Genomic DNA, 12,505 nt, shown 5'->3' on the forward strand with positions numbered 1-12,505 from the left:
CACGCCGGACAGACCGCCGGAGAACCGCAGACGATCACTGAGGGCCACTTCGCGTAGGGGCGACGGGGCCAACTGGCGGGGGCGGGAGGCCAGTCGCGCGCACATTTCGTAGAACCACAGTTCTTAGAAGTGTGGTTCTACATTCTGCGGAGCGGTGGTGTGCGCGCCGCACTCCGTGGGTCGGCATGGCGGAGTGGACGACGCGTACGTGGTGGGTGACCGGGACGGCCTCTCGCCCCTGCTGGCCGAGATCCGGGACGCGGTGGCCCGCGAGCTGCGGATCGAGCTGGCCGACGTGCCGGAGATCGCCCACCAGGTCACGCTCGGCGTGGACCGGGTGCTGACCGGCCGGCTCACTCCACCCCGGCGTAGGAGTGCAGGCCGGTGAAGAAGAAGTTGACCCCGAACAGGTTCATCAGCATGGTCAGGAAGCCGAGCACCGCGATCCAGGTGGCCACGTTGCGCTTCACGCTCGGGGTCGCCCGGGCGTGCAGGTAGCCGGCGTAGACCACCCAGGAGATGAACGCCCAGGTCTCCTTCGGGTCCCAGCCCCAGGCCCGACCCCAGGCCGCCTCGGCCCAGATCGCGCCGGCGATCACCGCGAAGGTGAAGACCGGGAACGCGAAGGCGTGCAGCGCGAAGGTCAGCCGCTCCAGGCCGGCCGCCGCGGGCAGCCGCCGGGCCAGCGTGTACGGGAAGCTCCGCTTGCCCTGCTCGTACCCGTTGCGGATCAGGAACGCCACCGCCGGCACCACGCCCAGCAGGAAGATGCCCGAGCTGAACACGATCGTCGACACGTGGACGATGAACCAGTAGGACTGCAGCGCCGGCATCAACGGCACCACCTGGACGTAGAGCTTCAGCTCGGCGAAGGCGAGCAGCAGCACCATCACCAGCGTGAGGAAGAGCCCCAGCCGGCGCAGCGCGGGGCGCTTGACGAGCACCGCCAGCCAGGCCGCCGTGCCGATCCAGGTGACCGTCAGCACGAACTCGTACATGTTGCCCCAGGGCATCCGCTCGGCGGCGATGCCCCGGGTGACCAGCGCCCCGAGGTGCAGCGCGGCGGCCAGCACGGTGACACCGGCGGCGATCCGCCCGGCCAGCCGGGCCCGCTGCGCCGACCGGCTGCGCCGGGTCTCGGCAACCACCGGCGCGGCGGGGGCGTCGACCGGGCCGCCGGTGGCGCCCACTCCGGCGCCGACCAGCTCACGAGCGGGGGCGGTCGACACCGCGCGGACGTTGCCCAGCGCGTACTCGACGGCGTGGCTGATCATCGCGATCAGGTACGCCAGGATCGCGAACGTCACCAGCTGGTCGGAGACTGCGGACATCACTCGACTCCCTCTCGCGCCCGCCCGTCGGGCCGCTCGTCGCCGCTGACCGCGGCCACGAGCTGCGCGAACTCGTCGGCGAACCCCGGATGCTCGGTGCGCGGCAGCCCACCGGCCTCCACCAAACTACTACCGTGCGTCGGAGATCCACCGTCGGGGTCGACGGGGGTCACCCGGAACCAGACCCGCCGGCGCCGGGCGAAGAGCGAACCCATCAGGCCGCCCAGCAGTACCACGCAGGCGCCGAGCATCAGCGTCTGGCCGGGGGCGTGCCGCACCGAGAGCGTGATGTACGGCCTGGTGCCCAGGAACTCCAGGCTGCTGCCGTCGTCCAGGGTCCACTTCTGTCCGACGCCCAGCTTCTTCTGGCCGATCTCCTTGAGCTTGCCGCTGGTCACCTGGCGCTGGTCGAGCTGGTAGACCGAGCCGGGGATGCCGGCGTCCAGCCCCAGGTTGCCCCGGTAGGCGGTCAGCACCACCGCCGGGTTCCGCTCGGTCGGGTACTTCGACTCGACGAAGGGCGCGGTGTCCGGAGCGGTCGGCAGGTAGAGCCCGTCGAAGGCGACCTGCTGGTCGGCGGCGCGCTTGCCGGTCTTCGGGTCGACGTTGGCGTCCGGGAAGGCCGCCACACCCTCACTCGTGAGGTTGGCGTCCCCGGAGGTCAGGAACGGCACGGTGCTGGTCTGGCTGCGCCCGTACCGGTCGGTGTACTTGAGCACCGGGGCGTACCCGTGGCCGAGCAGGTAGACGTTGGCGGAGTCGAGCCGCAGCGGCGAGTTGACCGAGAAGGCGGCCGCCCGCGTCGTGCCGTCCGGCTCGTCCACGGTCACCGAGGCCCGGTAGCTCTCCGGCTGGCCCGAGGAAAGGAACCGGGCGTCGAAGTTGTCCAGGGTCAGGCAGAACCCGGGCAGGTCGGCGCTGTCCACCCGCGGGCCGAGGGAGGCCTCGCTGTACTGCTGACGGGTGTTGCAGAAGGCGTTCTCCTCGCCGGCGACCAGCAGCCGGTTGCCGTGCCAGCCGTACCAGGAGCCGAGCGCCACCCCGATCAGCACGGCGACCAGCGAGGTGTGGAAGAGCAGGTTGCCGGTCTCCTTGAGGTAGCCCTTCTCGGCGGAGACCTCGTTGCCGCGTACCTCGACCCGCCAGCGGCGCCGGCGCAGCACGGCGGCGATCGCCGCCGGCTCGGTGGGCGCGTGCGCCGGCAGCACCGCGTGCTGCGGCAGCCGCTCCAGCCGCTTCGGCGCGGCCGGCGGCCGGGACCGCAGCGCGCGCAGGTGGTCGCGCATCCGGGGCAGGATGCAGCCAACCAGCGAGGTGAACAGCAGCAGGTAGATCGCGGAGAACCAGACCGAGCCGAAGACCTCGAAGGCGCCGATCCGGTCGAGTTGCGGGGCGAGCTCCGGGTGTGCCCGGAAGTACTCGTTCACCTTCTCCGGGTTGACGCCGCGCTGCGGCAGCACCGAGCCGGGGATGGCGGCGACCGCGAGCAGGAACAACAGCACCAGGGCGGTACGCATGCTGGTGAGCTGCCGCCACGAGTTGCGCAGCAGGGCCAGCGCCGGGTTGGGCCGCCGCCGGGGCGCCTCGGCCGGCGGGGTGGCCGGCCGGTCGTCCACGGTCGTCATCAGATGCTCACCTCGCCCACGCCCACGGTCGTCTGCAACCAGATCACGAAGTTCTGCCACCCGCCGGTGACCAACGCCAGGCCGATCAGGATCAGCAGGACCCCACCGATGCGGGTGACCCAGCGGCTGTTGCGCCGCACGGCGCGGAAGACCCCGAGCAGGCGGTGGAAGCCCAGCCCGAAGACGACGAACGGTATCCCCAGCCCGAGGCAGTAGGCCACGGCCAGCACCACGGCCCGGTCGGTCTTGCCGGCCGCCGTGGCCATGCCCAGCACCGCGCCCAGCGTCGGGCCGGTGCAGGGCAGCCAGCTCAGCGCGAAGACCGCGCCGAGGACCGGCGCCCCGAGCAGCCCGGCGGCGGGCAGCCGCTGGATGCGGAACTCGCGCTGCATGCCGGGGACCACGCCCAGGTAGCTCAGCCCGAGCAGCACGACCAGCGTGCCGATGACGATCTCCAGCGTCCGCTCGTGGTCGAAGAAGACCCGGCCGAAGCTGGCGAAGAGGATCGCGGTGGCGGTGAAGACGACGGTGAAACCGGCGATGAAGAGCAGCGTCCCGGCGAGCACCCGCCCCTTGACCGCCGCCGCCGGCCGGGCGGCCACGGGCGTCGCGACGGCCACTCCGCCGCCGGCCGCGCCCGCGGCACCGGGCGGGGCCGCGTCGCCGGCCGGGGGCTCCTCGGCGCGCGCCCGCCCCTCCAGGTCCGCGCCGGCGAGCCCGGTCACGTACGACAGGTAGCCGGGCATCAGCGGCAGCACGCACGGGGAGAGGAAGCTGACCAGCCCGGCGAGCGCCGCCGCCCCGATCGCCAGCAGCAGCGGACCCGACTCGGCGACCTGGCGGAACGTCTCGCCCATCAGCGGGAACCGGCGGCCGGCTGCTCGGCCGCGATCCGCTCGACGATCGGTTGCAGGCCGTCCTGCTTGACGGCCGCCCGGATCACGGTGGCGACCCGGCCGTCGCGGTCGAGCACGACGGTGGCCGGGACGGTGTTCGGCGGGATCTCCAGGGCGAGCGCGAGCCGGCTCGCCGGGTCGAACAGGCTCCGGTAGGTGACCCGGCCCTCCTCGAAGGCGATCGCCTTGTCCCTGCTGTCCTGCACGTTGATGCCGAGGAAGGTCACCCCGGCGGCCTTGGTGGCCTGATAGGTGGCCTCCAGGTCGTCGGCCTCGGCCCGGCAGGGCGCGCACCACGAGCCCCAGAAGTTGAGCACGACCACCTGGCCACGGGCCTCGGAGACGTCGTACCGGCCGCCGGTGAGCAGCTCACCGGCGATCTTCGGGGCGGCCGAGCGCTGGTCCGGCGCGCACGCGACGATGCCGCCGTCGTTGGCGCAGCGGCTCTCCCCGTTCTCGGCGGAGCAGCCGACCAGCGCCGTCCCGGCGGTGACGGCGGCGAGCAGGACGGCGATCGACCTCCGGGAACGCATCAGGCCCCCTTGGCCGTCCGGGCTGTCGTCGACATCGCGATCAGGTGCGCGGCGGGCTCGCTGTAGCCGATCCCGGTGACCTTCGCGCCGTCGAAGTGGAACGAGGTAAGGCTGGCCAGGCCGCACTGCCGGCGGCGCGGGTCGTGCCAGAGCCGCTTGCGCTCGACGTGGCGGCGCAGCGTCCAGATCGGCAGCTGGTGGGAGACCAGGACGGCCTCGCGCCCCTCGGCGGCGACCCGGGCGGCGTGCAGCGCGGCGAACATCCGCTCGGCGATGGCCTGGTAGGCCTCGCCCCACGAGGGGGTGACCGGGTCGCGCAGCACCCACCAGTTGCGCGGGTCGCGGAACGAGCCGTCGCCCGGCGAGACCTTCTTGCCCTCGAACCAGTTGGCGCTCTCGATCAGCCGCTCGTCCACCCCGACGGGGAGCCCGAACTGGGCGGCGATCGGCTCGGCGGTCTGCTGGGCGCGCTCCAGCGGGCTCGCCACCACGTGCACGATCTCCCGCTCGGCGAGCGCCTGCGCCGCCGCCTTCGCCATCTGGATGCCCAGCTCCGACAGGCGGAAGCCGGGCAGCCGCCCGTACAGGATCTGGTCCGGGTTGTGCACCTCGCCGTGCCGCAGCACGTGGACAACCGTTGCGCTCACGTTCCCTACCCCCCGTGCCCCGCCGCTGCCGCCGCGTTCGCCGCCGTCGGCAGCGCGGCCGCGATCTGCTCCAGTGCGGCGTCGTCGATCGCCGCCGAGACGAACCACGACTCGAACGCGCTCGGCGGCAGGTACACGCCGGCGGCGAGCATCGCGTGGAAGAACGCCTTGAAGGCGGGCACCTGCTGGGTGCGGGCGCTGTCGTAGTCGCGCACCTCGGCGTCGGTGAAGAAGATCGAGAACATGTTGCCCGCGTACGACAGGCGGTGCGGGACCCCGGCGGCGGCCAGCGCGTCGGCGGCGAGCCGGCCCACGGTGGCGGCGGTCTGGTCGAGCCGGCGGTAGAGCGCGTCGTCGGCGAGCCGCAGGGTGGCCAGGCCGGCGGCGCAGGCCAGCGGGTTACCGGAGAGCGTGCCGGCTTGGTAGACCGGGCCGGCGGGGGCCAGTCGGTCCATGATCTCGGTGCGCCCACCGAACGCGGCGGCGGGCAGTCCGCCGCCCATGACCTTCCCGTACGTCCACAGGTCGGCGTCGGACGGGTCGAGCCCGTGCCAGCCGGCGCGGGAGACCCGGAAACCGGTCATCACCTCGTCGACGATGAGCAGCGCGCCCTCGGCGTGGGCGATCGCGGCGAGCCGCTGGTTGAAGCCGTCGCGCGGGGCGACCACGCCCATGTTGCCGGCGGCGGCCTCGGTGATCACCGCGGCGATGTGCCGGCCCTCGTCGGCGAAGACCTTCTCCACCGCCGTGATGTCGTTGTACGGCAGCACGATGGTGTCACCCGCCGCCGCGCCGGTGACACCGGGCGAGTCGGGCAGGCCGAGGGTGGCCACGCCGGAGCCGGCGGCGGCGAGCAGCCCGTCGGAGTGACCGTGGTAGCAGCCGGAGAACTTGATGATCTTGGAACGCCCGGTGAAGCCGCGGGCCAGCCGGATCGCCGACATGGTGGCCTCGGTGCCGGAGTTGACCAGGCGGACCTGCTCGACCGGGGTGCGGTCGACGATCTCCGCGGCCAGCTCGACCTCGCCGGGCGTCGGCGTACCGAAGCTGGTGCCCTTGCCGGCGGCCTCCCGGATGGCCTCGACCACCTCGGGGTGGGCGTGACCGAGGATCAGCGGGCCCCACGAGCAGACCAGGTCGACGTAGCGCCGGCCGTCGGCGTCGTAGAGCCAGGGGCCCTCTCCCCGGACCATGAAGCGCGGGGTGCCACCGACGGCCCGGAAGGCGCGCACGGGGGAGTTCACCCCGCCCGGCACGATGGCCTTGGCGCGGTCGAACAGGGCCTCGGAGGCCGGCGCGTCGGCCGGGTAGCGGCCGGATCCGGCGGAAAATATGTCGGTCACGATGTCGCCATTGTGTCAGCGCCGAACGGCCAATCGGCAGCCACCCCGGGGCGGGGTTACCAGACTCACCCCCGGTGCGCGCGCCCGGCGGCCGAAGAGGTCTCACCGGGCCAGGGCGTCGAGATCGCGATAGGCTGACCGGGTGGATCGTGCCGAACTGTCCATCACGGTACACCGGACGGGCGATGAAGTGGTGCTTCGCCTGGCCGGTGAGATCGACATGCTCACGGCCGGCCAACTGTCGGCCGTCGTCAACGAGGTGCTCGCCGACCCCCCGCCGCGGATCGTGCTCGACCTGGGCGGCGTCACGTTCTGCGACTCCCAGGGACTCGGCACCCTGGTCGTGCTCAGCCGCAAGGCCAGCCACGCGCGGACCCTGCTGGTGCTCAGCAACGTCGGTGACTTTCTGCTCCGCGTCCTGGACATCACCGGGCTGCGCTCCGCCCTGATGATCCGCAACGAGACCGCCCCCTGACCGTCGCCGGACCGTGCGGTGGACGGCTCAGCCGCCGCCCACCTCACGAACCGGTCAGCTGGTGGGGACGTCGCGGCGGCGGAAGCCGGTCAGGCCTGTCACGGCCAGCAGGACGGCCAGGGCGGTGAGGGCCAGCAGCGGGGTGGCGGTCCACGAGCCGCCGAGCACCTGCGGGGTGTGGGTGAACGGGGAGACGTCCAGCAGCCACTGGCTCAGCTCCAGCACCGCGCCGAGCTGACCGAGCAGCACGCAGACCACGAGCACCCCCCAGGCCACCGGCGCGAACCGGGGCAGCAGCCCGTAGAGCAGCACCGCCAGGCCGGCCAGCACCCAGGCCGCCGGCACCTGCGCCAGCCCCGCGCCGAGCATCCGGGGCAGCTGGCCCGGCACGTCACCCACGCTCAGCCCGTAGGTGAGCCCGGTGGCGAGCCCGGAGACGGCCAGCACCACCACCGGCCCGACCAGGGCGAAGAGCAGGTGCGAGGCGAGCCAGCGGGACCGGTGCACCCCGGTGGCCAGCAGCGGCTCCGCCCGACCGGCCGCCTCCTCGGTCCGCATCCGCAGCGCGGCCGCGATGCCGTAGCCGGCGGCGGCCAGGCCGACGAAGGCGAGCGTGCTGCCCAGGTACGCCTCGGCGAGCGCGGACGAACCACCCAAGCGGGCCATGATCTCCTCGAGCTGGACGTTGCCCTCGACCGACCGACCGGCCGCCTCGGCCGCGCCGCCGAGGATCAGCCCGAGCAGCCCGAAGCCGACCGACCAGCCGAGCAGCGCGCCCCGGTGCAGTCGCCAGGCCAGCCCGAACGGCCCGGACAACCCACCTCCGGCGTGCGCCGGCCCGAGCCGGGGCGGCAGCAGCCCGGCGCCCAGGTCGCGGCGCACCGACAGCGGGTACGCGAGCGCGCCGAGCAGCGCGGTCAGCGCGACGGGCAGCGCCAGCACCCACCAGCGCTCGCCCTCGTACGCCCGGATGCGCGGGGCCCAGCCCAGCGGCGAGAGCCAGCTCGGCCAGTCCCGCTCCGCGGTGTCCCCGGCGAGCCGGAGCGCGAAGGCCAGGCCGAGCACCCCGACGGCGATCCCCCGCGCGCCGCCGGCCGTCTCGGTGAGCTGGGCGGCGAGCCCACCCACGGTGGCGAAGACGACCCCGACCAGCGCGGTCGACAGCCCGTAGGAGAGCGAGCCGGCCGCCGGCAGGCCGGTGGCGGCCAGGCCGGCCGCGGTGAGCAGGCCGAGCAGCAGGTTCGCCGCGTAGGTGACGGCCAGCGCGGCGGTCAGGCCGGCGTACCGGCCGAGCACGGTGGCGCCGAGCAGCTCGCGGCGGCCGGCCTCCTCCTCGGTGCGGGTGTGCCGGATGACGGTGAGCAGGCTGATCAGCCCGACGATCAGGGTGAGGAAGCCGCCCCGCTGGGCGGTGAGCGCGCCGACGCTGTCGCCGTACACCGGGCCGAGCAGAGCGACGATCGAGGGGTTCGTCGCGGTGCCGGTGGCGTACGCGGCCCGGTCGGCGGCGGTCGGGAAGAGCTCGAAGAAGCTTGTCGCGTACGTCATCGGCAGCACCGCCAGCACCAGCACCCAGAGCGGCAGCAGGACGCGGTCGCGGCGCAGGATCAGTCGGACGAGGTGCCGGGTGCCGGTGAGGGTGCTCATCGGTTCGCCCCGGCCGGCTCGTCGGCCGTCGTCCCGTAGTGCCGCAGGAACAGCTCCTCCAACGTCGGCGGCTGGCTGACCAGGCTCCGTACGCCCAGCTCGGCCAGCCGGCGCAGCGCGGCGTCCAGCGCCGGGTTGTCCACGTCGAAGCGCACCCGGCTGCCCTCCACCCGCAGGTCGTGCACGCCGGGGAGGTCCGCCAGGCCGTCCAGCGGGGCGGAGATCTCGGCGTCGATGGCGGTGCGGTGCAGGTGGCGCAGCTCGGTCAGCGTCCCGGTCTCCACGTTCCGCCCGTTGCGGATGATGGTGACCCGGTCGCAGAGCGCCTCCACCTCGGCGAGGATGTGGCTGGAGAGCAGCACCGTCCGGCCGTCCTGCTTGGCCCGGCGCACCCACTGCTGGAAGACCTCCTCCATCAGCGGGTCCAGTCCGGAGGTCGGCTCGTCGAGGATGAGCAGCTCGACGTGGGAGGCCAACGCGGCGACCAGGCCGACCTTCTGCCGGTTGCCCTTGGAGTAGGCCCGGCCCTTCTTGCGCGGGTCCAGCTCGAAGGATTCCAGCAGCTCGGCGCGGCGCTTCGGGTCGAGCCCGCCGCGCATCCGGCCGAGCAGGTCGATCACCTCGCCACCGGAGAGGTTGGGCCAGAGGGTCACGTCGCCGGGGACGTACGCCAGCCGGCGGTGCAGCGCGACCGCGTCGCGCCACGGGTCGCCGCCGAGGAGTCGGACGGCCCCCGCGTCCGCCCGCAGCAGGCCGAGCAGCATCCGGATGGTGGTGGACTTGCCGGAGCCGTTGGGCCCGAGGAAGCCATGCACCTCTCCGGCGCGGACGCTGAGGTCGAGGCCGTCGAGCGCCCGGATCCGGCCGAAGGTCTTGACCAGGCCGGACACCTCAATGGGAGTTTCCATGCTTCGGAAGCTACACTTGTTTCAGAAACTTGTGAAGACTGTGAGATCTGAGGCACGATCAGAATCCCGATGAGCACTGAGGAGCCGCGCCGATGTCTGCCGAGAGCCCGTCCAGCCGGAACGAGGAGGAGATCCACCTCTTCGTCGAGCGGATGGCAATGGCCTTCGCCGACGTGGGATTTCCCCGGATGGCCGCCCGGGTGCTCTTCACGGTGATGAGCGCGGACGAGCCGCTGACCGCCGCCGAGATCGGCGAGCGGCTCGGGGTCAGCGCCGCGGCCGTCTCCGGCGCTGTCCGCTATCTCACCCAGTTCGGCATGCTGGTCCGCGAGCCGGTCAAGGGCTCCCGTCGCGACCGCTACCGGATGCCGGACAACCCCTGGTACGAGGCGACCATCACCAAGACCGGGCTCTACAAGACCTTCATCGACATCGCCGGCGGAGGCGTGGACGCGCTGCGCGGGCGGGACACCCCGGCCGGCGAGCGGGTGGCCGAGATGCGGGACTTCTTCGTCTTCGTCCAGGAGGAAATCGACTCGCTCGGCGAGCGCTGGCGGGCCCGGCGGGCCGCCACCGGCCACCTGGGCCACCCGGCTAAGGGCGACCGTCAGTAGGTTCACTCGATGCGTCGGGTGGTGGGTCGGCCGGGCCAACCGTGGGCGTGCGGGCTTCCCATGACCGGAAACTGTTGCCGCGCCCACCCCGCCTAGGATCGAGGCCATGCCCTTGACCGCGAGCGACGTCGACCGGTTCGAGGCCGGCAGGCACCGCCTGGAGGCCATCGCCTACCGCCTCCTCGGCTCCGCCGGCGAGGCCGAGGACGCTGTGCAGGAGACGTTCCTGCGCTGGCAGGCCGCCGACGTCGACCGCATCGAGGTCCCCGAGGCCTGGCTTACGAAGGTGCTCACCAACCTGTGCCTCAACCAGCTCACCTCCGCGCGGGCACGGCGCGAGACCTACGTGGGCCAATGGCTTCCCGAGCCGCTGCTCGCCGGGGATCCGATGCTTGGCCCGGCCGACACCGCCGAGCAGCGCGAATCGGTCTCGTACGCGGTCCTCACCCTCATGGAGCGCCTTTCCCCCAGCGAGCGGGCGGTGTACGTGCTGCGGGAGGCCTTCGACTACCCGCACCGGGAGATCGCGGAGATCCTCGACATCACCGAGGCCGCCAGCCAGCAGATCTTCCACCGCGCCAAGAAGCATGTGGCGGACGGCAAGGCCCGCACTGAGGTCGACGAGGCCGCCGCCCGGCGGATAGTCGAGGAGTTCCTCGCGGCCGCCACCAGCGGCCGGACCGAGCCGCTCGTCCGGCTGCTCACCGAGGACGCGATCTCGATCGGCGACGGCGGTGGGAAGGTCCCGGCCCGCGCAAAGGCGTTCCAGGGCGCCCTCGCGGTCGCCAAGTTCCTGCGGGGCCTGTTCAAACCCGGCGAGGCCAAGCGCGCCATCGTCGGCGGCGCGCCGGAGGTCTACGCCTGGACCGCCAACGGCGACCCCGCCGTCGTGGCGGTCGTCGACGGCCGGGTCGTCGGCGTCGTGTGCCTGGAGGTCACCGGCGAGGGCATCGCCGCGTTCCGCAACCAGGCCAACCCCGACAAGCTGGAGCGCGCGACCGAGCGGTTCGCGGCCGCCGACCACGGGGAACCGCTGTTCAAGGCCTTCTGACCTTCGTGTGAGGTGCTTCACATCGCATTCCTGTCAGGAAACGGCGGGCCGCCCGGTTCAAGTGGCGAACCCGCATCAGACAGGAGCACCGAGATGCAGCACCGCGTCATCGTCCTCGGAGCCGGATACACCGGAGCCATCGCTGCCGGCCGCCTCGCCAAGCGGCTGCACCGCGAGGACGTCGCCATCACCCTCGTCAACGCCGAACCCGACTTCGTGGAGCGGGTCCGGATGCACCAACTGGCGGTCGGCCGGGACCTCAAGCCCCGGCCCTTCAGCGAGATGTTCGCGGGCACCGGCGTCGAACTGAAGCTCGCGAAGGTCACCGGCGTCGACGTCGACCGCAGGACCGTCGCCGTCATGGACGGCAACGGCGCCGAGGAGCTGGAGTACGACACCCTCGTGTACGCCCTCGGCAGCGGCTGGAACGCCCAGGGCGTCCCCGGCACCGCCGAGCACGCCCATGAGATCGCCAGCCGCCCGGGAGCGCTCCGGCTGCGCGAGCGCCTGGGCCGCCTGGAGGCCGGGCAGACCGTGACCGTCGTCGGCGGCGGCCTCACCGGTCTGGAGGCCGCAACCGAAATCGCTGAAGCCCGCCCGGACCTCGACGTCGCCCTCGCCGCCCGCGGCGACCTCGGCGACTGGCTCTCGCCCAAGGGCCGCGGGCACCTGCGGAAGGTCTTCGACAAGCTCGGCATCACCGTGCACGAGCACGCAGACATCACCGGCGTCGAAGCCGACCGCGTCACGACCGCCGACGGCAAGGCCATCCCGGCTGCGGTCACCGTGTGGACCACCGGCTTCGCGGTCCACCCGATCGCGAAGGCGACCGCCCTGGAGGTCACCGGAGCCGGTCAGATCGTGGTCGACGGGACCATGCGCTCGGTCTCGCACCCCGACGTGTACGCCGTCGGCGACGCGGCCTACGCGATGGGACCGGGCGACAAGCCGCTGCGGATGTCGTGCGCCTCGGGCACTCCGGCCGCGTGGCAGGCCGCCGACGCGATCGCCGCGCGCCTGACCGGCGGGAAGCTCCCGAACATGCCGATCCGCTACTTCCAACAGTGCATCTCCCTGGGCCGCAAGGAAGGCGTGATCCAGTACGTGACCGCCGACGACCGCGCCGTGCGGGCGGCACTGACCGGTCAGCTCGCCGCCGTCTACAAGGAACTGATCTGCAAAGGCGCCGCCTGGGGCGTCGCGAACCCGACGCTCGGGCTGCCAACCCGGCGCCGCCGCGTCGCGCGGGAGCGGGCCACGGCGGGCTCGGCCGTCAAGACACTGGCCTAGTGCACGCGGCGAAGCGGGCGCCCTCGATGCGAGGCCGTCCGCTTCGCTGTCGGTCCAAGCGGCGACGATCGCCGGGCGGAGGTCCTCGGCCGGGGGCTCCCAGGCGTCGACGTCGACGGTGACCTGGTCGCCCGATCGGAACCGA

13 protein-coding genes are annotated in these 12,505 nt (G+C 72.8%); 5 read left to right on the forward strand and 8 right to left on the reverse strand.

Annotated features, from left to right (window positions below):
• Window positions 1–193: 193 nt before the first annotated feature.
• Window positions 194–388, forward strand: a complete 195-nt coding sequence (locus ACTMTB_RS06260) for a hypothetical protein (RefSeq protein ID WP_441143140.1) — start codon at window positions 194–196, stop codon at window positions 386–388.
• Here ACTMTB_RS06260 and ccsB read toward each other — a convergent pair.
• Genes ccsB through hemL form a run of 6 tightly spaced genes read right to left on the reverse strand, consistent with a single transcriptional unit; the run spans window position 354 to window position 6,375 of the window.
• Window positions 354–1,331 (reverse strand): c-type cytochrome biogenesis protein CcsB, encoded by a 978-nt coding sequence (gene ccsB, locus ACTMTB_RS06265; RefSeq protein ID WP_441143142.1) that lies wholly within the window; start codon window positions 1,329–1,331, stop codon window positions 354–356. The genes ACTMTB_RS06260 and ccsB overlap by 35 nt on opposite strands.
• Entirely contained in the window at window positions 1,331–2,956 is a 1,626-nt protein-coding gene (resB, locus tag ACTMTB_RS06270; protein ID WP_441143144.1) for a cytochrome c biogenesis protein ResB, read from the reverse strand. Before resB ends, ccsB begins: the two co-directional genes overlap by 1 nt.
• Window positions 2,956–3,813, reverse strand: coding sequence for a cytochrome c biogenesis CcdA family protein (locus ACTMTB_RS06275; protein WP_441143146.1), 858 nt, complete (start codon window positions 3,811–3,813; stop codon window positions 2,956–2,958). Before ACTMTB_RS06275 ends, resB begins: the two co-directional genes overlap by 1 nt.
• On the reverse strand, window positions 3,813–4,385 hold the full coding sequence (locus ACTMTB_RS06280; RefSeq protein WP_441143148.1) for a TlpA family protein disulfide reductase: 573 nt from the start codon (window positions 4,383–4,385) through the stop codon (window positions 3,813–3,815). The genes ACTMTB_RS06275 and ACTMTB_RS06280 overlap by 1 nt, the downstream gene beginning before the upstream one ends.
• Window positions 4,385–5,032 (reverse strand): histidine phosphatase family protein, encoded by a 648-nt coding sequence (locus ACTMTB_RS06285; RefSeq protein ID WP_238451630.1) that lies wholly within the window; start codon window positions 5,030–5,032, stop codon window positions 4,385–4,387. Before ACTMTB_RS06285 ends, ACTMTB_RS06280 begins: the two co-directional genes overlap by 1 nt.
• 5 nt (window positions 5,033–5,037) lie before the next feature.
• Window positions 5,038–6,375 (reverse strand): glutamate-1-semialdehyde 2,1-aminomutase, encoded by a 1,338-nt coding sequence (hemL, locus tag ACTMTB_RS06290; RefSeq protein ID WP_210778268.1) that lies wholly within the window; start codon window positions 6,373–6,375, stop codon window positions 5,038–5,040.
• 142 nt (window positions 6,376–6,517) lie between these two features.
• On the opposite strand from hemL, the gene ACTMTB_RS06295 reads away from it, so the two are divergent.
• Window positions 6,518–6,850, forward strand: coding sequence for an STAS domain-containing protein (locus tag ACTMTB_RS06295; protein WP_238451628.1), 333 nt, complete (start codon window positions 6,518–6,520; stop codon window positions 6,848–6,850).
• A 54-nt stretch (window positions 6,851–6,904) separates the two neighbouring features.
• Here ACTMTB_RS06295 and ACTMTB_RS06300 read toward each other — a convergent pair whose 3' ends face one another.
• Window positions 6,905–8,497, reverse strand: coding sequence for an ABC transporter permease (locus ACTMTB_RS06300; protein WP_441143151.1), 1,593 nt, complete (start codon window positions 8,495–8,497; stop codon window positions 6,905–6,907).
• The gene (locus tag ACTMTB_RS06305; protein WP_441143153.1) at window positions 8,494–9,405 is read right to left on the reverse strand and encodes an ABC transporter ATP-binding protein; all 912 of its coding nucleotides are present in this window, start codon (window positions 9,403–9,405) and stop codon (window positions 8,494–8,496) included. The genes ACTMTB_RS06300 and ACTMTB_RS06305 overlap by 4 nt, the downstream gene beginning before the upstream one ends.
• Before the next feature lie 92 nt (window positions 9,406–9,497).
• Between ACTMTB_RS06305 and ACTMTB_RS06310 the strand changes: the two genes are divergently transcribed.
• The 3 genes from ACTMTB_RS06310 (at window position 9,498) to ACTMTB_RS06320 (ending at window position 12,360) form a co-directional block, all read left to right on the forward strand.
• Window positions 9,498–10,019 carry a GbsR/MarR family transcriptional regulator gene (locus ACTMTB_RS06310; protein ID WP_441143156.1) on the forward strand — a complete coding sequence of 174 codons (522 nt, stop codon included), beginning with the start codon at window positions 9,498–9,500 and terminating at the stop codon, window positions 10,017–10,019.
• Between the two features lie 106 nt (window positions 10,020–10,125).
• On the forward strand, window positions 10,126–11,070 hold the full coding sequence (gene sigJ, locus ACTMTB_RS06315) for an RNA polymerase sigma factor SigJ (RefSeq protein ID WP_441143158.1): 945 nt from the start codon (window positions 10,126–10,128) through the stop codon (window positions 11,068–11,070).
• A 93-nt stretch (window positions 11,071–11,163) separates the two neighbouring features.
• Window positions 11,164–12,360, forward strand: a complete 1,197-nt coding sequence (locus ACTMTB_RS06320) for an NAD(P)/FAD-dependent oxidoreductase (RefSeq protein WP_441143160.1) — start codon at window positions 11,164–11,166, stop codon at window positions 12,358–12,360.
• Window positions 12,361–12,505 lie beyond the last annotated feature (145 nt).

Origin of the sequence: Micromonospora sp. L32 (assembly GCF_052068055.1) — a bacterium.
In the GTDB taxonomy this organism is placed as follows: domain Bacteria; phylum Actinomycetota; class Actinomycetes; order Mycobacteriales; family Micromonosporaceae; genus Micromonospora; species Micromonospora purpureochromogenes.

Coding starts and splice junctions, on each gene's coding strand:
- ACTMTB_RS06305 (WP_441143153.1), bottom strand. CDS start 9,405: ATGGAAACTCCCATTGAGGTGTCCGGCCTGGTCAAGACCTTCGGCCGG.
- ACTMTB_RS06300 (WP_441143151.1), bottom strand. CDS start 8,497: ATGAGCACCCTCACCGGCACCCGGCACCTCGTCCGACTGATCCTGCGC.
- ACTMTB_RS06275 (WP_441143146.1), bottom strand. CDS start 3,813: ATGGGCGAGACGTTCCGCCAGGTCGCCGAGTCGGGTCCGCTGCTGCTG.
- resB (WP_441143144.1), bottom strand. CDS start 2,956: ATGACGACCGTGGACGACCGGCCGGCCACCCCGCCGGCCGAGGCGCCC.
- ccsB (WP_441143142.1), bottom strand. CDS start 1,331: ATGTCCGCAGTCTCCGACCAGCTGGTGACGTTCGCGATCCTGGCGTAC.
- ACTMTB_RS06310 (WP_441143156.1), top strand. CDS start 9,498: ATGTCTGCCGAGAGCCCGTCCAGCCGGAACGAGGAGGAGATCCACCTC.
- ACTMTB_RS06280 (WP_441143148.1), bottom strand. CDS start 4,385: ATGCGTTCCCGGAGGTCGATCGCCGTCCTGCTCGCCGCCGTCACCGCC.
- sigJ (WP_441143158.1), top strand. CDS start 10,126: ATGCCCTTGACCGCGAGCGACGTCGACCGGTTCGAGGCCGGCAGGCAC.
- ACTMTB_RS06320 (WP_441143160.1), top strand. CDS start 11,164: ATGCAGCACCGCGTCATCGTCCTCGGAGCCGGATACACCGGAGCCATC.